Origin of the sequence: Aeromonas sp. sif2416 (genome assembly GCF_019218665.1) — a bacterium.
Classification (GTDB): domain Bacteria; phylum Pseudomonadota; class Gammaproteobacteria; order Enterobacterales; family Aeromonadaceae; genus Aeromonas; species Aeromonas encheleia.
The window spans coordinates 68,304-91,099 of sequence record NZ_JAHUXC010000003.1; the positions used below are offsets into that span (position 1 = coordinate 68,304).

General features: G+C 63.2%; 17 protein-coding genes. 13 read left to right on the forward strand and 4 right to left on the reverse strand.

The window, feature by feature from the left end:
- Positions 1-300 precede the first annotated feature (300 nt).
- The 4 genes from KW821_RS06565 to KW821_RS06580 all read left to right on the forward strand — a co-directional run bounded on the left by KW821_RS06565 (position 301) and on the right by KW821_RS06580 (position 7,317).
- A complete protein-coding gene (locus KW821_RS06565; RefSeq protein WP_042652475.1) occupies positions 301-2,205 on the forward strand; it encodes a DUF1302 domain-containing protein in 1,905 nt (634 codons plus the stop codon).
- 31 nt (positions 2,206-2,236) lie between these two features.
- Positions 2,237-3,598 (forward strand): DUF1329 domain-containing protein, encoded by a 1,362-nt coding sequence (locus tag KW821_RS06570; protein WP_242379664.1) that lies wholly within the window; start codon positions 2,237-2,239, stop codon positions 3,596-3,598.
- Between the two features lie 97 nt (positions 3,599-3,695).
- Positions 3,696-4,763, forward strand: coding sequence for a YCF48-related protein (locus KW821_RS06575; protein WP_218290869.1), 1,068 nt, complete (start codon positions 3,696-3,698; stop codon positions 4,761-4,763).
- A gap of 28 nt (positions 4,764-4,791) precedes the next feature.
- Entirely contained in the window at positions 4,792-7,317 is a 2,526-nt protein-coding gene (locus KW821_RS06580) for an RND family transporter (protein WP_256353369.1), read from the forward strand.
- A 384-nt stretch (positions 7,318-7,701) separates the two neighbouring features.
- Here KW821_RS06580 and KW821_RS06585 read toward each other — a convergent pair whose 3' ends face one another.
- Positions 7,702-8,754, reverse strand: coding sequence for an AraC family transcriptional regulator (locus tag KW821_RS06585; RefSeq protein ID WP_042652472.1), 1,053 nt, complete (start codon positions 8,752-8,754; stop codon positions 7,702-7,704).
- Between the two features lie 292 nt (positions 8,755-9,046).
- Between KW821_RS06585 and KW821_RS06590 the strand changes: the two genes are divergently transcribed.
- The 3 genes from KW821_RS06590 to KW821_RS06600 all read left to right on the forward strand — a co-directional run bounded on the left by KW821_RS06590 (position 9,047) and on the right by KW821_RS06600 (position 13,044).
- On the forward strand, positions 9,047-9,613 hold the full coding sequence (locus KW821_RS06590) for an alpha/beta hydrolase (RefSeq protein ID WP_218290870.1): 567 nt from the start codon (positions 9,047-9,049) through the stop codon (positions 9,611-9,613).
- Positions 9,614-9,709: 96 nt separating this feature from the next.
- Positions 9,710-11,368, forward strand: a complete 1,659-nt coding sequence (locus KW821_RS06595; protein ID WP_218290871.1) for a fatty acid--CoA ligase — start codon at positions 9,710-9,712, stop codon at positions 11,366-11,368.
- A 119-nt stretch (positions 11,369-11,487) separates the two neighbouring features.
- Positions 11,488-13,044, forward strand: a complete 1,557-nt coding sequence (locus KW821_RS06600) for a PAS domain-containing methyl-accepting chemotaxis protein (RefSeq protein WP_218290872.1) — start codon at positions 11,488-11,490, stop codon at positions 13,042-13,044.
- Positions 13,045-13,149: 105 nt separating this feature from the next.
- On the opposite strand, the gene KW821_RS06605 is transcribed toward KW821_RS06600, so the two are convergent.
- A complete protein-coding gene (locus KW821_RS06605; RefSeq protein ID WP_218290873.1) occupies positions 13,150-14,733 on the reverse strand; it encodes a GGDEF domain-containing protein in 1,584 nt (527 codons plus the stop codon).
- Between the two features lie 88 nt (positions 14,734-14,821).
- On the opposite strand from KW821_RS06605, the gene KW821_RS06610 reads away from it, so the two are divergent.
- The 6 genes from KW821_RS06610 to maiA all read left to right on the forward strand — a co-directional run bounded on the left by KW821_RS06610 (position 14,822) and on the right by maiA (position 20,425).
- On the forward strand, positions 14,822-15,466 hold the full coding sequence (locus KW821_RS06610; RefSeq protein ID WP_218290874.1) for a TIGR01621 family pseudouridine synthase: 645 nt from the start codon (positions 14,822-14,824) through the stop codon (positions 15,464-15,466).
- Complete coding sequence (locus KW821_RS06615; RefSeq protein ID WP_218290875.1) at positions 15,463-16,113, forward strand: HAD family hydrolase; 651 nt, start codon at positions 15,463-15,465, stop codon at positions 16,111-16,113. Before KW821_RS06610 ends, KW821_RS06615 begins: the two co-directional genes overlap by 4 nt.
- A gap of 239 nt (positions 16,114-16,352) precedes the next feature.
- Positions 16,353-17,462 carry a 4-hydroxyphenylpyruvate dioxygenase gene (gene hppD / locus KW821_RS06620; RefSeq protein ID WP_218290876.1) on the forward strand — a complete coding sequence of 370 codons (1,110 nt, stop codon included), beginning with the start codon at positions 16,353-16,355 and terminating at the stop codon, positions 17,460-17,462.
- A gap of 50 nt (positions 17,463-17,512) precedes the next feature.
- Positions 17,513-18,673, forward strand: coding sequence for a homogentisate 1,2-dioxygenase (locus tag KW821_RS06625; protein ID WP_218290877.1), 1,161 nt, complete (start codon positions 17,513-17,515; stop codon positions 18,671-18,673).
- Positions 18,674-18,681: 8 nt separating this feature from the next.
- The gene (locus KW821_RS06630; RefSeq protein ID WP_042652463.1) at positions 18,682-19,680 is read left to right on the forward strand and encodes a fumarylacetoacetate hydrolase family protein; all 999 of its coding nucleotides are present in this window, start codon (positions 18,682-18,684) and stop codon (positions 19,678-19,680) included.
- A 106-nt stretch (positions 19,681-19,786) separates the two neighbouring features.
- A complete protein-coding gene (maiA, locus tag KW821_RS06635; protein ID WP_218290878.1) occupies positions 19,787-20,425 on the forward strand; it encodes a maleylacetoacetate isomerase in 639 nt (212 codons plus the stop codon).
- Between the two features lie 83 nt (positions 20,426-20,508).
- On the opposite strand, the gene KW821_RS06640 is transcribed toward maiA, so the two are convergent.
- Positions 20,509-21,132, reverse strand: coding sequence for a glutathione S-transferase family protein (locus tag KW821_RS06640; protein ID WP_218290879.1), 624 nt, complete (start codon positions 21,130-21,132; stop codon positions 20,509-20,511).
- A 218-nt stretch (positions 21,133-21,350) separates the two neighbouring features.
- A complete protein-coding gene (locus KW821_RS06645) occupies positions 21,351-21,851 on the reverse strand; it encodes a thioredoxin family protein (protein WP_218290880.1) in 501 nt (166 codons plus the stop codon).
- Between the last annotated feature and the right edge of the window lie 945 nt (positions 21,852-22,796).

The window sequence follows — 22,796 nt, forward strand, 5'->3', positions numbered from 1 at the left end:
CTGAACAGGGGCTGTATGGGGCCGGTCGACGACGAGCGAATCCCACGCCAGCCGCGGGATGCGGCGGTTGTCACCAAATGAAAAGTGACTGACGTTCAATGGCAAGCGCGCCCCCTGAGCGAGGCCTTACAGTCGGCACTAAGAACACAGAGCGCACTCGGACAAGCGATACCCAGGGGAGGCAACCGGCCAACGGCCAGCTTGCCAAACCCGGCGAAACGCCCCGGCCAGCGCCATAAAAAAGCCAACGGAAACGGCAACAAAAATAACAAAACGACGACAACACTCGGAGAGACTGTAATGGATTACAAGCAATCGAGTCATGGCTGCGGCGCCCTTCGCCTCAGCCTGCTGGCCACCACCATCATGGCCGCCCTCATGCCAGCCGCCCAGGCTGTAGAGATCGACACGGACAGCGAGGATTGGTCTGTCCGCTTCGACAACACCGGCAAGTTCAACTACGGCATGCGTACCGAGAGTGCCGACGACCGCATGCTCGCCACCCCGAACAACAACGATGGCGACTACAACTTCAAGGATTCCGGTGACACCGTCGCCACCCGCTTCGACCTGCTGACCGAGCTGGACGTGGTCAATCAGGGCAACAAGGGTTTTCGCATCAGCGCCGCCAGCTGGTATGACTACGCCTACAACGACGTCGGCGCCGATGACAACCCCTTCATCAACGGCAACAGCGCGAGTTCCGGCATCGTCGGGCTGCCCCCGGTGGCGGGCAACCGTCACCTGAGTGACTACGCCGATCGCTACTATCACGGTCCCTCCGGCGAGCTGCTCGACGCCTTCGTGTTCTTCAGCTCCGAGGTGGGCGACGAATCCCTGGTCAGCGTCAAGGTCGGCCAGCACAACCTCTACTGGGGCGAGACCCTGCTCAACCCGGTGCACTCGATGAGCTATGGCCAGTCCGGCCTGGATCTCGCCAAGCTGGCGGCCTCCCCGGGCACCGAGGCCAAGGAGCTGTTCGTGCCGCGCAACCAGATCTCGGCCTCCTTCACCCTCAACCCGGAGTTGACCTTCGCCGCCCAGTACTTCCTCGAGTGGGATGCCGCGCGTCTGCCGGAGGCGGGCACCTATTACGGCAGCTCGGATCTGGTGGGCTTCGGCGCCCAGTCCTTCCTGCTGGGTCACACCGGGGGCCCTGGCCTGGCCGGGCCGAGCGGCACCCTGAGCAACATTCGCCGCGGTGAAGACATAGAGCCGGGCAAGCACGGCGACTGGGGCATCATGGCCAAGTGGTCACCGGAGGCACTGGACGGCACTCTGGGCGCCTTCTACCGCCGTACCGCCGACATCCTGCCCCAGGCGGTGCTGGATGCCCGTGGCCTGAGCGTCCGCGGCGCCACCGCCAACCCCATTCTCAACCTGCGCAACTCCATCTCGACCACCAGCTACTCCCTGGCCTATGGCGAAGACATCGACATCTTCGGCCTCAGCCTCTCCAAGGACGTGGCCGGGGTCAGCGTCGGCAGCGACCTGAACTATCGCCACAACATGCCGCTCTCCAGCATCCCGGCGCTGCTCAGTGCCTCGGGCCCGGGTGGACTGGCCGCCGGCCTGGGGGCCCTGCCTCCGCGCCACGACAGTACCGGGGTGATCACCGATGACTCCGATGGCTACAGCGCCACCGGCGAGACCCTGCACTGGACCCTCAACGGCCTGATGACCATAGCCGACACCCCGCTGTTCGATGCGGCCGCCCTGCTCGGCGAGCTCTACTACAGCAACCTGCTGGATCTGAACGATCACAACAAGGCGCTCTACAAGGGCGAGGACAGCTACACCGGCATCGACAAGCCGACCACGGACAACTGGGGGCTGGCGGTCAACTTCACGCCTATCTGGTATCAGGTGCTCCCGGGTGTCGACATGAGCATGCCGCTGTCGGTCAACTGGGGCCTGGCGGGCATCTCCCCGGTACAGGCCGGCGGGGCGAAAGACACCGGCAACTACGCCGTCGGGCTGGGCGCCACCATCTACAACCAGTACTTCGTCGACCTGAAATACGTGGACTCCTTCGGCAAGTCGGCCGACTGCAACGACGGCGGCACCGATGGCTCTACCCCGAATGCGCTGGACGCGACCCAACGCAACACTTGCTACGCAGGCGGCTACTCCTCCTTCTCCGGTGGCGGCGCCACCACGGAAGACAGAGGCGCCATCTATCTGACCCTGAAGACCTCTTACTGATCCTCGGTGAGTCACCGAGCAGGAGTACAACATGATGAAATGTGAACGGACAGTGCTGGCCGTATCCCTCACCCTGGCCCTCATCGGTCAGGCCGAGGCGGCCGTCACCGCCACCGAGGCGGGCAAACTGGGCAGCAGCCTGACGCAGGTCGGCGCCGAAGTGGCGGCCAACAGCGATGGCAGCATCCCGGCCTACACCGGGGGCCTGACCACCCCGCCCGCCAGCTTCAAGGCCGGCGACAGCATGCGCCCCGATCCCTATGCCAGCGACAAGCCGCTGCTGGTGATCGACGGCAAGAACCTGGCCCAGTACAAGGGCCAGCTGACCGCGACCACCGCCGAGCTGCTGACCCGCTTCCCGGACTTCAGGGTCGATGTCTACCCGACGCACCGCAGCGTGGCCCTGCCACAGGCGGTGCTGGACAACACCAAGAAGAACGCGCTCAGCGCCAAGACCCTGGAAGGCGGGCTGGCGGTGGACAACGTGCTGCCGGGCATTCCCTTCCCGATCCCCCAGTCGGGGGCCGAGGTGATGTGGAACTTCCTGCTGCGCTATCAGGGGGTGAACATCGCCACCAAGTACGACTCCTGGAACGTCGACTCGTCCGGTGTGGCGGCGCTCTCCACCACAGGTCAGGCCTTCATCAACTACGCCATCTACGAGGACATGGCCAAGCCCATCTCGGCCAGGGACACCTACTACCAGATGAAGCTGTACTACACCGGGCCCGCCCGTCGTGCCGGTGAGGCCATCATGCTGCGCGATGCCGCCAACCCCCTGGAGCAACCGCGCAAGGCCTGGCAGTACCTGCCGGGGCAGCGCCGGGTCAAGCTGGCACCGAACCTGGCCTATGACACCCCGAACCCGGGGACCTCGGGCGCCGGCACCTATGACGACGTCTTCGTCTTCAACGGGGCGCTGGATCGCTTCGACTGGAAGCTGGTGGGCAAGCAGGAGATGATCGTGCCCTACAACACCTACAAGCTGACCTATGAGCCCGATGCCAGGGCGCTGACCACCCCCAACACCCTGTCGCCGGACTTCGTGCGCTGGGAGAAACACCGGGTCTGGGTGGTGGAAGGTTCGCTGAAGGCCGGTGAGCGCCACATCTATGCCAAGCGTCGCTTCTACATCGACGAAGACAGCTGGATGGCGCTGGCCTCCGACCAGTACGACGCCCGTGGTCAGCTCTATCGCGGCTCCTTCGCCTTCCTGAGCCAGAGCTACGACAAGCAGACCCCGGATGCCACCCCGTTCATGATCTATGACCTGGTGGCGGGCTCCTACAACATCAACGGTGTGGTGGGTCCCTACGGCGGCATCAAGTATGGCGCCTCCCTGTCGAAGGCCAAGTGGTCGCCCGAATCCCTGGCCGGGGCCGGGATCCGCTAATCGTCACCGTGGCCCGGCCCTCGGGAAGGGGGTCGGGCCCCTTGATGTTGGCGCCGGGGGCACAGTCCCCCGGCGCGCCCTGACAAAAGGACGTGGTATGGGTTCATTCAAGAAGTTGGCACCGTGGTTGTTCTGCGCCCTGCTGACACCGAGCGCGGCGCAGGCGTCCGACTATGTTGACGTGCTGGACTTGCCGGCCAAACCGAGCGCGCTGGCCCAGCGCAGCCCCTTGCTGGACCTGGCCACGGCCGGCCAGCGGCTGGTGGCGGTGGGGCAGCGCGGCCATATTCTCTACTCCGACGATGCCGGCAAGCAGTGGCAGCAAGCGACTGTGCCGGTGAGCGCCGATCTCAATGCGGTCTATTTCCCGACCCCCGAACAGGGCTGGGCGGTGGGCGGCGATGGGGTGGTGCTGCACAGCCAGGATGCCGGCGCCAGCTGGCAGAAACAGCTGGACGGCCGCCAGATCGGCGAGCTGGTCTTGCGCCATTACTCGGCCCTGGCCAAGGCCGAGCCGGACAACGAACAGTGGGCCGCCCTGACCGAAGAGGGCCAGCGACTGGTGGAGGAGGGGGCCGACAAGCCGCTGCTCGACGTCTGGTTCGCCAACGACCGACTCGGCTACGTGGTCGGCGTCTTCAACCTGATCCTGCGCACCGAGGATGGCGGCCAGAGCTGGACGCCGCTGCAGGATCGCACCGACAACCCGCAGGGGTTTCACCTCAATGCCATCAACGCCACCGGCGACGGACTCTATCTGGTCGGTGAGCAGGGCCTGCTGCGCAAGTGGGACGAGACCCGGCAGCGCTTCCTCGACGTTCCCACCCCCTATGAAGGCAGCTACTTTGGCGTGATCGGCAGGGCCGGCGAGCTGATCGTCTATGGCCTGCGCGGCCATGTGTTCCGCAGCACCGACGGGGGCAACAACTGGGCCCAGCTCGACAGTGGCCTGCCCATCAGCATCAGCGCGGCGGTGCAAGGCAGCGATGGCCACTATCGCCTGTTCACCCAGGCCGGCCAGATGCTGCGGGTGCAGGATGGCAACGGCCCTCTGCAGCGACTGCCCCAGGCCGAACCCTCACCGGTGGCCGGCGCGGCGCTGACCGCGAGCGGGACGCTGGCGCTGGTCGGCAGCCGTGGTGTGCGCACCCTGGCCGCCGAATAACGAGAATAACGAGAGCGAGAACGCAGACATGAGCAATGTGAAGCAAGAGACCATGCCGGTGATCCGCGACCTGGCACAGTTCGACAAGCGCAGCGGCAATCTGCTGGAGCGGATGGTGTTCAACCACAGGCCGCTATTCATGCTCTTCATGACGCTGGCCACCCTGGTGTTCGGCTACATGGCGATGACCAGGCTGACCCTGTCCCCCAGCTTCGAGAAGATGATCCCCCAGAGCCAGCCCTACATCAAAAACTTCCTGGAGAACCGCAACTCGCTGCGGGGCCTTGGCAACTCGGTGCGGGTGGTGGTGGAGAACAGCCAGGGTGACATCTTCGATCCCGACTACCTGGCCGTGCTCAAGCAGGTCAACGACGAGCTGTTCCTCGGCGACGGGGTGGACCGTGCCTGGATGAAGTCCCTGTGGAGCCCGGCGGTGCGCTGGACCGAGGTGACGGAGGAGGGCTTCCAGGGCGGCCCCGTGATGCCCGACTCCTACAAGGGCACCCCTGCCGATATCGATCAACTGCGCCAGAACATCAACCGGGCCGGCATCGTCGGCAGCCTGGTGGCCAACGACTTCAAGTCGACCATGCTGATAGTGCCGCTGCTGGACAAGGCCTCGGCCACCGGCAAGCCGCTCAACTACCACCAGTTCTCCCAGCGCATCGAGCAGCTGCGCGACAAGATTGAGTTCGCCGGGGCGCCCCATCAGGCGGGCGAGGAGGGGCAGGGCAAGTACAAGATCCGGGTGATCGGCTTCGCCAAGCTGGTGGGGGACCTGATCGACGGCCTCATCCAGGTGATCATGTTCTTCGGCCTGGCGGTGCTGACGTCGCTCGGCATCATCTTCCTCTATACCCGCTGCGTGCGCAGCACCTTGCTCGTGGTGGGCTGCTCCCTCATCGCCGTGGTGTGGCAGCTGGGCATAGTCGCCTGGCTCGGCTACGCCATAGACCCCTATTCGGTGCTGGTGCCCTTCCTGATCTTTGCCATCGGCGTCTCCCACGCGGCGCAGAAGATGAACGGCATCATGCAGGACATAGCCCGCGGCACCCATCGCCTGATCGCCGCCCGTTACACCTTCCGCCGGCTGTTCCTCGCCGGGGTCACCGCGCTGCTCGCCGACGCGGTCGGCTTCGCGGTGCTGATGCTGATCGACATCCCGGTCATTCAGGATCTTGCCATCACCGCCAGCATCGGGGTGGCGGTGCTCATCTTCACCTCCCTGCTGCTGATGCCGGTGGCGCTCTCCTTCGTGGGGGTCGGTCGCAAGGCGGCCGAGCGGGCGCTGCGGATCGATAACCGCGCCGAGGCGCACCGGGGCTTCGGCAAGCTGTGGGATCTGCTCGATCGCTTCACCACCCGCAACTGGGCCACCGGCATAGTGCTGGCGGGTCTGGCGATGGGGGTTGGGGGCTTCCTGGTCAGCCAGCACTTGAAGATCGGCGATCTCGACAGCGGGGCGCCCGAGCTGCGGGCCGACTCGCGCTATAACCTGGACAACGGCTACATCACCCGTCACTACGCGCTCTCCAGCGATCTGTTCGCGGTGATGATCAAGACGGCGCCGGAAGGCTGCCTGGACTACAAGACCCTGATCCTGGCCGACCGCCTGGCCTGGGATCTGCAGCAGTATCCGGGGGTACAGGCCACCTCGTCGCTGGTCAATGCGGTACGCCAGATCACCGCCGGCACCTACGAGGGCAACCCCAAGCTCGCCAGCATCCAGCGCAACCAGAACGTGCTGAACTATGCCGCCCAGCAGGCCTCGGTCAACGCCCCCGAGCTGTTCAACACCGACTGCTCCGTGATGCCGGTGATCGCCTACCTCAAGGATCACAAGGCCGAGACGCTCAATGCGGTGGTGGCCATCGCCGACAAGTTCGCCCGCGAGAACAGCACGGCGGATCGCCAGTTCCTGCTCGCCGCGGGCAGCGCCGGCATCGAGGCCGCCACCAACATGGTGGTGCACGAGGCCAACCGCACCATGCTGCTCTACGTCTATCTGGCGGTGACCCTGTTCTGCCTCATCACCTTCCGCAGCTGGCGGGCGACCCTGGTGGCTCTGGTGCCGCTGATGCTCACCTCGGTGCTGTGCGAGGCGCTGATGGTGGCCATGGGCATAGGCGTCAAGGTGGCGACCCTGCCGGTGATCGCGCTTGGGGTCGGCATAGGGGTGGACTACGCGCTCTATCTGCTGAGCGTGCAGCTGCACTACCAGCGCCAGGGCATGCCGCTGATGGAGGCCTATCGCAACGCCGTGGCCTTCACCGGCCGGGTGGTCGGCCTGGTCGGCATCACCCTGGCGGCTGGCGTGGTGGGTTGGGCCTGGTCCCCCATCAAGTTCCAGGCCGACATGGGCATACTGCTCACCTTCATGTTCCTGTGGAACATGCTGGGGGCACTGATCGGGATCCCGGCGCTGTCCTACTTCCTGCTCTCCGGCCCCAAGGGGTTGGCTGCAGCGTCCCCTCAGGCAAAGGAGGAGCCCTCTTCGCCAGACGCCGCCAAGGTAACGCCTAACCAGATGGCCGCCAGTGCCGACGTCGGTTAAGAGGAGAGGGTGGACGAGCACGCCAGGCTTGGATGATTGAGAACCCAGAAAGCAATAAGAGGGAGGCAGGATGCCTCCCTCTCTTACGTCTGTCGGTCGGCATGTCGCGACCCTCAGGGCGCACCGCTTTGCCACCCACGTCGAACCCTCCTCATCAGACGTAACCCAAGCCATGCTCGTCAGTTGCCCGCCGCTGCTGCCGCTGTCGATGTCAGTGAGGGGTTGTCGGCAGGCCTGACAAAGGGAGGGGCAATCAGAGAGGGGAAAGCAATAGCAAGCGAGGAGAAGCAGTAACAGAGAGGGGAGGCATGTTGCCTCCCCTCTCTGTTATCTCATGACCTTGTTATCTCGGCATCGGGAGGGTCGCCTCCCGCAGGGGGTCACTCAGCCATAGGCCAGGCTGGTGCGGGCACTCTGGACCGCCTTGGGCACTATCTTGTGGCGGGAGCGCCAGGTGGCGGGGGGCATGCCGAACTGGGCGCTGAACCAGCGGGTGAAGGAGCTGGGCATGGAGTAGCCGAGCATGTCGGCGATGTGACCAAGGGAGTAGCCCGCGTTCTTCAGGTAGCGGATCACCAGATCCCGTCGCACCTCGTTGACCAGCTCGCTGAAGGTGGCGCCGCTCTCTTCCAGATGACGCTGCAGGGTGCGCACGTTCATCCCCAGGGTGCTGGCGATCTGCTCTATGGTGGCGCGCCCCATGGGGAGCAGCAGGTAGATGGCCTTGCGCACCTCCACCAGCACGGATTGCTGGGTCTCCACCAGCAGGGTGTCGAGGTACTGGCGCGCATGGCGGGCCATGGCCTGATTGGCGAGGGGGTTGGGAACGTCCAGATCGACGGACTGGCACACTATGCCGTTGAACTCGCTGCCAAACTCCAGCTTGCAGCCAAACAGGCGCTTGTGAAGGCTCAGATCCGCCGGCGCATCATGGGTGAAGTTGACGCTGATGGGGTGCCAGTTGCTGCCGACGCCGACCTGGGCGGCGCAGAAGCGATACATGACGCCCACCGCCAGCTCGGTGACCTGGCGTGACGGCATGGGGGCGTCTGTGATGATCTCCTCGCGGATGATGACGGTCTTGCCCGCCTCCTCGATGAAGATCGCCAGCGAATTGTTGAACAGCTGGATGTATTGCACCATCACCTGCAGGGCTTCACGCAGATTGGGCTGGTAGCTGAGCAGCAGGCTGACCTCGCCAAAGTCCGACAGCTGGCGGTGTTCCGCCATGCGCAAACCCAGGCTGCTGCAAGCACCGACTCGGGCCGACAGCTCGAGCAACTTGACGATGGCCGAGACGGGAACCCGTTGGTTGGGGACATCCAGCACAGAGGCGCTGAGTCCGGCTTGTGCCAGCAGGCTGGGGGTGTTCAATCCCAATTGGCGGGCGACGTCGAGATAATTGGTAAGGGTAGCGGCTCTGGCGAAGAGGGTCATATTACAGCTCCAATGACAACGGCTCACATGCTGACTTGCTTGTTATTAACCTACTTTTATCATTTCATTTACAAAATGAGAAGCGACTTGTCACTAGTCAATTAGTCCTGTGTTTCATCTGATCACCATTCTGGGGGCCGCGTTTTTCGCTGGCCAAGCGGTCGCCACCGCCTCGTTCCCCCTGTCACAAAATGACAAGCCCATGGCACCCAAGGTAAAGCAGCCGGCGGCGGGGCGCCTTACTGTGTCTCTCAATCGCTTGGCCCGCGCCGAGCCAGCATGAGGGAGTGAGATGAATAAATTGCACACCAGGGCCACGGTATTGATCGTGCCCGGCCTGCGTGACCATGTATCGGATCATTGGCAAACCTTGCTCGCGGCCCGTCTGGCCAAGGTGCATACGGTGCCGCCTTTGACCTCGGACAAGCTCAGCTGCCAGGCCAGGGTCGACGCCATCGAGCAGGCGCTGGCGACCATAGAGGGGCCGGTGATCCTGGTGGCGCACAGCGCCGGGGTGCTGATGACGGCGCACTGGGCCGCGCGCCATCAAGGTGCGATCAAGGGGGCGCTGCTGGTCACGCCACCGGATCTGGACGCCAGCTGGCCGGCCCATTACCCCAGCCCGCAAGCCATGGCGGACGGTGGCTGGCGCCCGCTACCCCGCACGCGCCTGCCCTTTCCCAGTCTGGTGGCCATGAGCCGCAACGATCCCCTGGCCAGCCAGGATGCGGTGCGCGCCCTGGCCCACGACTGGGGGAGTGAGCTGGTCGATATCGGGGAGGTGGGTCACCTCAACCCGGCCAGCGGCTTCGGCCCCTGGCCCCAGGCGGAGGCCCTGTTGTTGAGTCTCGATGCCTGAGCGGCAGGCGCGGCGCAGGCAAGGTTAGTTCACAGGGGGGAGGGATGCCCCCTTCGTCAGTCATCGCATTGAGCATATGAATCGCAAGGAGTGAATATGGTGAAGACCAGGATCATACCGCCAGCGCAGGGAGCCCATGCTTATCCGTTGCTGATCAAGAGTCTGTTACTGTCGGGAGTGCGCTACCACCCCGATCAGCAGATCGTCTACGCAGACAGGTTGCGCTACGACTATCGCACCCTCAACCAGCGTATCCAGCGCCTGGCCAACATGCTGACCGCGGCCGGGGTCGGGCCCGGCGACACCGTCGCCCTGCTGGACTGGGACAGCCACCGCTCCCTCGAGTGCTTCTTCGCGGTGCCCATGATTGGCGCCGTGCTGCACACGGTCAACGTGCGCTTCTCGCCGGAGCAGATCGCCTACACCATGAACCACGCCGAGGATCACCTGGTGCTGGTGCACGATGACTTCTTGCCGATCCTCGAATCCATCCAGAGCGCGCTCCCCACGGTGCGCGGCTATATCCAGCTCACCGATGGCGAGGCTCAGGCCACCAGCCTGCCCAGCCAGGGCGAGTACGAGGCACTGCTGGCCGACGCGGATTGTCACTTCGACTTCCCCGATTTCGATGAGCAGTCGGTGGCCACCCTGTTCTACACCACGGGCACCACGGGGGATCCCAAGGGGGTCTATTTCAGCCACCGTCAGCTGGTGCTGCACACCCTCAACGAGCTCGGCACCCTGGCGGCCCACGCGGGTCAGTCGCTGCTGCAATCCGATGACGTCTACATGCCGATCACCCCCATGTTCCACGTTCACGCCTGGGGCGTGCCCTATGTGGCGACCATGCTCGGGGTGAAGCAGGTCTATCCGGGCCGCTATGAGCCCAACAAGCTGGTGCGCCTCTATCGCGAGGAGGGGGTGACCTTTTCCCACTGCGTGCCGACCATCTTGCAGATGATCCTCGACTGCGAGGAGGCCAGACAGACCTCGTTTGAGGGCTGGAAGATGCTGCTGGGGGGCAGTGCCCTGCCGCTGGGGCTGGCCACCCAGGCACACCGCAAGGGGATCCTGATCCACGCCGGCTATGGCATGTCGGAGACCTGCCCGCTGCTGTGCGTGGTCCATCTGAGCGAGGAGGAGCTGGCGCTGCCCATGGCGGAGCAGCTCCCCCTGCGGATCCGTACCGGCACCCCGATCCCGCTGGTAGATCTGCGCATCATCGATGAGCAGGGCCGGGAGGTGGCGCACGATGGCCAGGCCATGGGGGAGATAGTGGCACGCGCCCCCTGGCTGGCGCAGGGCTATCTGAAGGAGCCGGAAAAGGGCGCCGAGCTCTGGCAGGGCGGCTGGCTGCACACCGGGGACATGGCCTCCATCGATCCCCACGGCACGGTGGAGATCAAGGATCGCATCAAGGACGTGATCAAGACCGGCGGTGAGTGGATAAGCTCGCTGGCGCTGGAGAATCTCATCAGCGCCCACGCCGCCGTTCACGCGGTGGCCGTGGTGGGGATCCCGGACGAGCAGTGGGGCGAGCGCCCGCTGGCGCTGGTGGTGTGCAAGGAGGGGAACCACCTGGATCAACAAGCCATCGCGACCCACCTGCAGCACTTCGTCGATAGCGGCCGCATCAACCGCTGGGCCATTCCGCGCCAGATCCGGGTCGTGCAGGAGATCCCCAAGACCAGTGTCGGCAAGGTCAACAAGAAGCTGATCCGGGAGCAGGAGCTGAGCGCGACCAGGGAAAATTGAGCGCAGCGTCATGAAATGAACAGAAAGGCCCTCAGTTTCCCTACGGAATGAGGGCCTTTATTGTCGGGGTCAATCGCCTTGACTACGCTAATTGAGTTTTAACACAAAAGGCGTGTGCCATGAGTAAGACGCAGAGTCATCTCGTTGATGAAGAAGTAGATTTTTCCGCCCATGAGCAGTTGGTCTCCACCACGGATATGCGGGGTGTCATCACCTACGCGAATGAAAATTTCTGCCGGGTGGCGGGCTACAGCCAGGCGGAGATGATAGGTCAGCATCACAACATGGTGCGCCATCCGGACATGCCAAAGGCGGCCTTTGCCGATCTCTGGGGCAAGCTGAAACAGGGCAAGCCCTGGCGCGGCATGGTCAAGAATCGCTGCAAGGATGGCCGTTACTACTGGGTGGATGCCTATGTCACCCCCATCTTCGAGCAGGGCAGGATCAGTGGCTACCAGTCGGTGCGCAGCCGCGCCGAACCCGAGCTGAAGGCCATTGCCACCCGCACCTATACCAGGCTGAAGGCGAGTGAGCGCGGGGAGCGCCGCGGCGGTGTCGCCCTGGGCCGCTGGGTGCGCCATGGGGTGGCCCTGCTCGGGCTGCTGGCGATGCTCGGGGGGAGCCTCCGTCTGCTGGGCGCCTGGGGGCCGCTGTTTATGCTGCTGCCGCTGGCCTGGCTTGTCCTGCTCTATCGCCACGAGCTGATCGGCACCCCCCGTTACCTGCGCCAGCTGGCCAGCGAGTATGACAGCCTGACCCGGCTCATCTACTCGGGCAATGAGCCCAAGGCTATCGCGGACTTCCACATCAAGCTGCTGCAGGCCCGGATCCGGACCGTGCTGGGGCGAGTGGAGGATGCGACCCTCTCCCTGCAGGATCTGGCCGTGCACCTCAAGACGGCCTCCAGTGAGGCGAGCGCCGACATCGCCGAGCAGGATATCCAGACCCAGCAGGTGGCGGCGGCCATCACGGAGATGGCGGCAACGGCCCACGAGATAGCCCGCAACATTGAGGATACGGATAGCCAGATAGCCCAGGCCAAGGTGCACTGCCTGCACACCGACCGGCAGCTGGGGGATACCCAGCAGGGCATCACCGAGCTGGCCACCCAGGCCGAGCACGCCTTCAGTGCGGCGGTGGCGCTGGCCGACGAGTCGGAGCGCATCGGGGTGCTGATGAACGAGATCCAGGGGATAGCGGATCAGACCAACCTGCTGGCCCTCAACGCGGCCATCGAGGCGGCGCGGGCGGGGGAACAGGGGCGCGGCTTCGCGGTGGTGGCCGATGAGGTGCGCACCCTGTCGACCCGTACCCACAAGGCGACCGAGCAGATCCAGGGCAGCATAGGGCAGATCCAGCGCACCCTGAACGACTGGAAGGGGATGATGCAGAAGAACCTGCAGCAGACCCAGTCCTGCGTGGCCCTGACCCGGCAGGGATCGGACAGCCTGCAGCAGGTGCTGACGGAGATTGAGCAGGTGGTGGCGCTCTCGACCCAGATCTCGGCCGCGGCGGTGCAGCAGCAGGTGGTGGTCGAGGACATCAGTCAGAACGTCAACGTCATCTCCCAGCATTCCCACACCAACAGCAGCAAGATGCAGGTGGTGAACGAATCGAGCGATATCCTGCTCACCAAGGCACGGCAACTCAAGTCTCTGGGGCAGACCTTCGGCTGACTCGGGGACCGTCTCAATGCAGAAAATGCAACAAGGCCACCCCAGGGTGGCCTTGTTGCATGAGGACTGCATGGATTGGTGACGAGAAAGCCCGGGAGGGGCGACTCAACCCAGGGTCCGCTGTTTCTCCAGCACTATGCCCTTGTCGCCATACATGGCCTGATCGGCGTTGATCAGCCACTGCTCCGCGCTCCAGCAGGCCTGGTAGGGACTGACCCCCACGCTGATCCCGACCGACAGGGAGTGGCCATTGACCTCGAAGGGCGGGATCATGGCCAGCCGGATCACCTCGGCCACCTCTTCGGCCTGCCAGCTGTCGTGGTCGGGCAGCAACAGCACGAACTCATCCCCCGCCAGCCTGGCGAAGAAACGTCGGTGGCCGAGGCTGTGATTGATCCGCTCCGCCAGCTGGCAGAGCAGGGCATCGCCACAGCTGTGGCCGTAGCTGTCGTTGACCTGCTTGAAGCTGTCGAGATCGCAGAACAGCAGGCAGCCGGGATCGGGGTGTTGGATCTGCAGCTCCAGTTGCTCCATCAGGCTCAGGCGATTGGGCAGCCCGGTGAGCGGATCCTGGCGCGCCAGCTGTAATATTTCTTGCTCTCGCAGCTTGCGCAGGGCAACTTCCCGGTTGAGTCGCTCGTTGTTGATGAGCAGGTAGATGCTCAGCAGCAGGATGAGGGCGCCCACGGCCAGGCTCAGCAAGAACCAGGGGCGCCAGAATGCCCACTGCTCCGAGGGGGCCTGATAGAGGAAGTCTGCCAGCGGCAGGGGCCGCGGGATGAGGCCTATTTCCGTCAGCTGCTCCATGATGTGGCCGAAGCGGTCCGGATTCATATACCCGATCTCCACATAGAGCGGCTGTATCATCTCCTTGCTCATCTGCAGCTCGTACTCCATGTGAGCCTGGCTGCGGTTGACGCCATACTCCTTGCGCAGCAGGGCAATGGCCTCCGCCGGATGGGACAGCGCGTAGCGCCACCCCTTCAGGCTGGCGGCGCGAAAGCGCTCCACCCGCGCCGGGTCGATCCGCTCTTGCGCCTGGGTGGTGAACAAGATGTCGCTGTAAAAGTCGATGCCGTAGTTGCGAGGGTTGATGATGGAGACCGCGATGCCTCGCTCCTCCAGGTAGAAGGGCTCGTTGCTGAGATAGGCGTTGAAGATATCGACCTTGCCCTCGATCAGATCGTCGATATTGACCGAGGTCGGAATGGGGGTGAGCTGGCGCTCGTGCAGCCCTTGATAGTAGAGGGTGGCGAGCAGCTCGGCATCCTGATGGCCGGGAAACATCATGATCCGTTTGCCCCTCATGTCCGCAACGGTGAGAATGCCGCTGTCACGACGGGCCAGGAACACCGAGGGGGAGTGCTGATAGACACTGGCGAGGGCCAGCAGGGGCTCGCCATGGGCATAGCTGGTCAGCACCTCGGTGTTGCCGACGCCAAAATCGGCGCGCCCGGCCAGCACCTCCTGTACCGGGCTTATTCCCTTGCCACCCGGCCGGATCTCGACATCCAGGCCGACATCGGCATAGAAGCCCTTGGCCTTGGCCATGTGGTAGCCCACAAATTGGGGCTGGTGCAGCCAGCGCAGCTGCAGGACTACCCGATCGGGAGAGTCGAGCGAGCGCTCACCGGCTTGGAGGGGGGAACTGGCAACGAGCAATAGCAGCCAAAGCAAGCATCTCTTCATCCGTGCGATTCTTGTGCTGAAGGTCCATGGGGTGTGGCCAGTCGCCCGATCACAACTTATTAATAAATGTCATTCTAAAGGGTTCTAGATGTACCGGATACTGTCGCAGCAGAAAGATTTTATGGTGATCAACAAGGGGCCAGGCCTTGGTATGCATGATGAGGCGGGCGCGCCCGGCCTGATCAATCTGATGCGTGCCGAGACCGGGCTGGAGCTCTACCCCGTGCATCGATTGGACAAGATGACCTCGGGGCTGTTGCTGCTGGCCCGCACCCCGGCGGCGAATCGGGCGCTCAGCATGGCGTTTGCCGAGCGGCGGGTGAGCAAGCAGTACCTGGCGCTCTCGGATCGCAAGCCGAAGAAGAAGCAGGGCTGGGTCAAGGGCGACATGCAGAAAGGGCGAGGCGGCAGCTGGATGCTGGCACGCAGCCTGGACAATCCCGCCATCAGCTGGTTCGACTCCTGCCCGGTGCGCGAAGGCTTGCGGCTCTATCGCATCAAGCCCCAGACCGGCAAGACCCACCAGATCCGGGTCGCCCTGAAAAGCATAGGGGCGCCTATCCTGGGGGACGAGCGCTACGGCGGCACCCCGGCGGATCGCGGCTACCTGCATGCCTGGCGGCTGAGTTTCTGCCTGGATGGTGCGCCCTTCGATTTCATCTGCCCGCCGGAGGAGGGGGCCGAGTTTCTCACCCCCGAACTCCATGCCGCCATCGCCGGGCTGAGCGAATGAGCCACGAGCTGGGGGCCTTGCCCACGGGCTGGATCCTGGCGGACTTTGACGACACCCTGGCCCCGGGCGACAGCCACGCCGGCCTGCTTCGTTACATACTGCGCCGCCGTCGCTGGCCGCTGTTGCTGCTACCGGTGATCGCGCTGGGCGGGCTTGTCTATCTATTGCCGAACCAGCGGCGGCGGGGGATCTCGCTCATCTGGTGGGCCATCACCCTGGGGCTCTCGCCCCTCGGCTGGCGCGCTCTGGTGCGGGACTATTGCCGTACCCGCCCTGGCCTGTTCAAGGAGGCGCGCGCCTTGCTGGTGGCCGAGGGCAAGCGCTGCTGGGTGCTCTCCGCCAGCCCCCGCGCCCTGGTGCGTGGCCAGCTTCATCGGCAGTTGCCAGGCATGCCGCACCGGATCATCGGCTCGCGGATGCACTACCGCTTCGGTGGCCTGATGCCGCGTTTTTACTGTCATGGCCAACACAAGATACTGCCGCGGATCCTGGATCTCGAGGTCGCCCTGGCCCTGAGCGACAGCCCGCACGATCTGCCCTTGCTGGCGTTGGGGGCAGAGGCCTGGCTCATCAATCCCAGCTCCGCTCGCCTGCAACGGGTGCGGGAGCACCTGCCCCATATCGAACCCAGACAGTGGCGGCTGTAAGCCAGGGCTGACAGCCCTGCGGGTCGCCATGGGTTGCCCCGCAAGGCTGCGCCTTCAATGTCATAATTCATTTACATCTTTGACGGGGTAACCGGAAAAACTATCGTCATCCCGCCTCTTCTCTTCTGCGCGCCCGCTGCCTCTAATGAAACAAGTTGTTAACACCAGATCCCCCAGCGCGGATCTGCATCGGTTTGGCCATGGCAGCTGCCACAGGGCAGCGCCGCAAGGAGCGCATCATGACGACCACTTCCTCTTCCCGTTCCCACACCATCAATCCGCTCGGCACTGATGGCTTCGAATTCGTCGAATACACGGCGCCGGATCCCAAGGGCATCGCCGCCCTCAAGGCGTTGTTCGTCTCGCTGGGGTTCGCCGAGGTGGCGCAGCACAAGCACAAGCAGTGCTGGCTCTACCGCCAGGGGGACATCAACTTCGTGGTCAACGCCGAGCCCCACTCCCAGGCCGAGCAGTTCGCCAGCCTGCACGGGCCTAGCGTGTGCGGCATGGCGTTTCGGGTGGCGGATGCGGGCAAGGCCCAGCAACATGCCATCGGCAAGGGGGCCAAGCCGTTCGTCGGCAAGATAGGGCCCATGGAGCTCAACATCCCCGCCATCTACGGCATCGGCGAGAGCACCCTGTCATTTGTCGACCGCTACGGTGACAAGGGCTCCATCTACGAGGTGGACTTCGTGTTCTACCCCGACTGGCAGGCGCGCATGGCCGAGGTGGATGCGGGGCTGTACGAGATCGATCACCTGACCCACAACGTCCAGCGCGGCAACATGGATCTCTGGTCGAACTTCTATGAGCGGATCGGCAACTTCCGCGAGATCCGCTACTTCGACATCGAGGGCAAGCTGACCGGCCTGCATTCCCGCGCCATGACGGCCCCCTGCGGCAAGATCCGCATCCCCATCAACGAATCCTCCGACGACAAGTCCCAGATCGAGGAGTACCTGCGCCAGTACAAGGGGGAGGGGATCCAGCACATAGCCCTGGCCTCCGGCGACATCTATCAGACCATCCGCACCCTGCGTGGCCGTGGCACCGGCTTTATGCCGACCCCGGAGACTTACTACGAGAAGGTCAACAGCCGGGTGGAGGGGCATCAGGAGGATCTGGAGGCGCTCAAGGCGCTGCGCATCCTGATCGACGGTTCGCCGACCAAGGATGGCATCCTGCTGCAGATCTTCACCGACACCGTCATCGGCCCGGTGTTCTTCGAGATCATCCAGCGCAAGGGCAACGAAGGCTTCGGCGAGGGCAACTTCCAGGCACTGTTCGAATCCATCGAGCTGGACCAGATCCGCCGTGGTGTGCTGAGCGGTGAGCCCAGCGATGCGTAACGGGATGCGAGACCGTCGAGCGGTATTCATTTCATACGAGGTACTCAGCCATGCGTAACTGGATCAGTTTCCCCCACCGGGAGGGGACCCACTCCCGCCAGGCTCATGCCGATCTGCCCGAGCAGGCCATCTATGAGCGCGAACTGGGGCGGGCCGGTTTCTTCGGCCCCGCCACGCACATGCACCACAAGCATGCCCCCACCGACTGGATCAACTGGGAGGGGCCGCTGCGGCCGCGGGCGTTCGATCTCAACGGCTTGCAGGAGGAGGTGAGCTCCCTCTCCCCCTGGGTGATGCCGGACATTTTGCACAATGCCCACTGCCGCTACCGGATCTGGCGCCTGCACGAGACCATGCCGTTTCTGGTGCGCAACGCCGACGGCGACGAGCTGCTGTTCATCCACGAGGGGAGCGGGGAGTTCTACTGCGATTACGGCCATCTGACCCTGAGGGACGGGGACTATGTGGTGATCCCCCGTGGCACCATGTGGCGCATCGAGCCGACCGCGCCGCTGTTCATCCTGATGATAGAGGCGACGGGGGACAGCTATCAGCTGCCGGACAAAGGGCTGGTGGGTCAGCACGCCATCTTCGATCCGGCGGCGCTGGACGTGCCCGCCATCGACGACGCCTTCCTGGCCCAGCAGGATGAGAATCCCTGGTCGCTGCAGGTCAAGCGTCACGATCAGGTGTCGGTCATCAGCTGGCCGTTCAACCCGCTCGATGCTCAGGGCTGGCACGGGGATCTCTGCGTGGTGCGCCTCAACTGGCGCGACATCCGCCCGTTGATGAGCCACCGTTATCACCTGCCGCCCTCGGCTCACTCCACCTTCGTGGCGAGCCGCTTCGTGGTCTGCACCTTCGTGCCGCGCCCCATCGAGAGCGATCCCGGCGCCCTGCGGGTGCCCTTCTACCACAGCAACGACGATTTTGACGAGGTGCTGTTCTACCACGCCGGCGACTTCTTCAGCCGGGACAACATAGAGCGGGGCATGGTCACCTTCCATCCCGCCGGCTTCACCCATGGCCCGCATCCCAAGGCGTTCGCGGCCGGCCGTGCCCATGCCAAGACCTTCACCGACGAGGTGGCGGTGATGCTCGACACCCGCGACGCCCTGAGCGTCGGCAGCCTGTGCGAGGGGGTGGAGAACCCGCGCTACGTCAACAGCTGGCTGCGCCCGGCACTCACCCCCGACCACAGCGGCAAATAAGGACTTTTATGAAACTGGCAACCCTGAACAATGGCAAGCGCGATGGCGCCTTGCTGGTCGTGAGCCGTGATCTGAGTCGGGCGGTGCGGGTCACCGCGATCGCCCCCACCCTGCAAGGGGCGCTGGATGAGTGGGCCGAGACGGCCCCGCGGCTTGCCGCCGTCTATGAGGCGCTGAACGCCGGTGCCTGCCCCGAGGCCTTCCCGTTCGATGAGGCGGCCTGTCTCTCCCCGCTGCCCCGCGCCTACCAGTGGGCCGATGGCAGCGCCTACGTCAACCACGTGGAGCTGGTGCGCAAGGCCCGCGGCGCCGAGATGCCGGACAGCTTCTGGCACGATCCCCTGATGTACCAGGGCGGCTCCGACAGTTTCCTGGCCCCCCGTGGCCCCATCGTCATGGGATCCGAGGAGTGGGGCATCGACTTCGAGTCTGAGGTGGCCATCATCACCGACGACGTGCCCATGGGGGCGAGCCCGGAGGCCGCAGCCACCCACGTCAAGCTGCTGATGCTGGTCAACGACGTCAGCCTGCGCAACCTCATCCCGGGTGAGCTTGCCAAGGGCTTTGGCTTCTTCCAGTCCAAACCCTCCAGCGCCTTCTCGCCGGTGGCCATCACCCCGGACGAGCTGGGCAGCGACTGGCAGGAGGGCAAGGTGCACTTGCCGCTCATGACCCACCTCAACGGTGGCCTGTTCGGGGCCCCCAACGCGGGGGTGGACATGACCTTCAACTTCCATGAACTTGTCGCCCACGCCGCCAAGACCCGGCCGCTCGGGGCGGGCTGCATCATAGGCTCAGGCACCGTCTCCAACTATGACCGCAGCGCCGGATCTTCCTGCCTCGCCGAGCTGCGCATGCTGGAAATAATCGAGTCAGGTCAGGCCACTACACCCTTCCTGCGCTTTGGTGATACAGTGTCCATCGCGATGCTGGATCGCAATGGAATGAGTCTGTTTGGCACCATTTTGCAGCGCGTCACGCAAGGAGGCGCCAGCCAGACGAGCTAAGGAAGCCGTGGCCGACGGGGGAGTCGGCGGGGGAGACGGCAGGTGGTGGCCACCTGCCGATTTTCGTTCGCCACTCGCCGTCCGCCAGCGTAAGAGGGACAGAGTTATGCTGCAGTTGTTTGGATATTGGCGTTCATCGGCGAGTTTCAGGGTGCGCCTGGTGCTGCAACTCAAGGGACTGAGTTATGAGCAGCACCCGGTGCATCTGGGCAAGGGCGAGCAGAAGGAGAAGGCTTACCGCCGGATCAATCCGCAGGGGCTGGTGCCCTTTCTCATCGACAGCGAGGTGCAGGTCGGCCAGTCGGTCGCCATCATGGAATACCTCGACGAAACCTATCCCGCCCATCCGCTGATGCCCTCGGCCGCCCAGGAGCGAGCAAGGGTGCGCCAGATCGTCAACATGATCGCCTGCGACGTTCACCCTTTGGACAATCTGCGGGTGCTCAACTATCTGGAGCAGGAGCTGGGACAGAGCAAGACGGCGCGTGATGCCTGGTATCGCCACTGGATTGACGAGACCTTCAAGGCCCTGGAGCCGCTGCTGATGACCACTGCCGGTGTCTATTGCGTCGGCAACGAGGTGACCCTGGCCGACTGCATGCTGGTGCCTCAGGTCTATAACGCCCGCCGTTACAACATGACGCTGGATGACTATCCCACCATTGCCCGCATCGTCGCCAACTGCGAGCAGTTGCAGGCTTTTATCAAGGCCGCCCCCGCCAATCAGCCGGATGCGCAGGGCTGAGATTGTGTGTGCAGGTTGGTCTTTGTAACACCAGCCCAACCTGCAGTATTCAGATCTGCCGACTCCATCCCGCTCTACTCACCTTATGGCGTTCCGTTACAGCCATACAGGCGAAAGCCAGGCCGACGACCTAATCGCTGGTAATAGTCACTCACTGCCGGCAGTGATGGACGGTCAAATGGCGTTTCTAGCCAGCGGTTGACTGACAGACCGATGGGGATGTCTGCGAGCGAGAAGTTGTTCCCAACCACATAAGCCCCCGTTGATTGGAGATGCCGATCCAGGATCTGCATGTATCTGGACCAATCCGCACAACCTGCGCTGAGTGCCCGGCTGTCCTGATGCAAGGGTGAATGCCTGACCAGCGACATGAATGCGTAGCTCCAAGACCGGTTCAAGTCCGACGATTGCCAATCGATCCATTGATCGACCATGGCCCTCGCGCGAGCTTCGGTTGGGTAGAGAGTGGCGTTACCGTAGCGCGAGGCCAGGTAGCGGATGATGGCGTTCGATTCCCACAGTGTGAAACCACCATCCTGAATGACCGGCACCATTGCGTTCGGATTCATCGCCAGGAATTCGGGGGTATCAGTCGGTTTGAAGCCAGTACCCCATTCCTCTCGCTCGAAAGGGAGATCTATTTCGGCGCAGGTCCAAAGCACTTTGCGCACATTGATTGACGAGGCCTTGCCCAATATCCGTAACATCTCTTCATCCTTGCATGGAAAGTCGGGGATTCATTGATGACCGCCTTGCATCGCTCAAGCGGAGCAATCGATGGCTACTGCTGAGCGATCTCTACCTGCGCCAAAAGTCGTAACCGGATGCTCGGCCCTGAGGCCAATGACTGCAAGTGCGGGATACACAGCCGACGCCCCGTACCGTCAGCCGACCGTGCGGGGCGTTTGCATCATGGCCCGGTTATTCAGCCACGGGTTGTCTTGGGCTGGAAGAAGGCGACAAACTTGCCAAATTTCGTCTCGTCGTAGCTCTTCCCCTGCTCCAGCAGACCGGTGTTGAAGGATTCCAGCAGCTTGCCTTGCGCATCCAGCACATAGAAGTGAGGCACCCCCAGATACTCGGGGTAGCGCTTGAGGAAGGGCTCGTTCTTGTTCTCCTTGCTGACGTTCACCTTGACCACCACGAAGGTCTGCTTGAGCTGGCTGGCCAGGTCCGGCTCCCTATCCAGGAAGTGGTTCATCTCCTGGCACCAGCTGCACCATTCACCGCCCACCAGCAGCAACACCTTCTTGCCCTCGCTCTTTGCCTTGGCGGTCGCCGCGGCGAGATCCTGCGCCGGATCCCGACTCTCGTCATACGTCTGGCTGTAATCGGGCAGGGCCTGGGTCCAGAGTGGCGTGGCGCTTAGGGCCGCGCCGTGGAACAGGGTGGCGCCAAGCGCCAGCGGCAATAGCAGTCGCTTCATCAGATTCTCCTTGTGTTGTTTTTGTTGCTTCCAAGCCGGAACAATGTGACACGAGCGAGCCCCTTCGCCAAGTAGCCAGAGTGGCAGTGAATATGCGAAAAACGGGAATGGGGGAGAGGCAGGAGCCCCTATCTTGGCCAGTGTGGGGCAGTCGTGCTTGTGGTCAAACCAGCAAAGAGCGTCGGACGGAATGTCTGCATTCCCTTTATTACGATCGATTGCGTGCAGTCACAGGCAAAATGAACGCGGGTATTTAAGGGGATGAGTGGGAGGGCGGAATAAATCTTGAATATCGAGGCTATTGATGGCTTGGAAATGGTGAATAATAAGCCGTCGTCATGTTCGTTTATATAGCATCGTCAGGCCCCATGGTGATGATGATCTTATGCAAGCCGTGCAGACGCTAACGGTAAGCTGTACTTTCCATATAGCTATGCGCTCAGGCTCCACATATAAGATAACCCAGCGTTAAGAATCCATATATTTAAGCTTCCAGTGTCATTTAATCGGCTCGTTGAGGCCTTTAAGGGGCTCGGCGTGCACACAATAGTGCGACTCCAGGGCTGTGGGGATAGGGCTCCCGCAACGGGGCGCTGAATCGTGACAAGGATTCTGCCATTGCCAGATTTGGCGACACTTTAAATTGAAAAAAATGCGTTTTTGGTGTTTTGAGCCTTTTGTCACATTTATGTCAGTGGATAAAACCTAGTATCGCCACACTCAGGCAGATATGAAGGGTCGCCTATCGGGAACATGGGTCTGTGCCAATCTGGGGTGCATGACATGTGAGACGCATTGCTTATGATGGGTGGCCTGTCCGCACCACTCCTGAACTCTTATCGCCTGTCGGGAAATAAACTTTCTGACCTATTGCCTTGGGCTAGGTGGCGTGAATAATCAGCCGGCCTGTCACAGGGAATATATATTCACCGAACATACCACCGC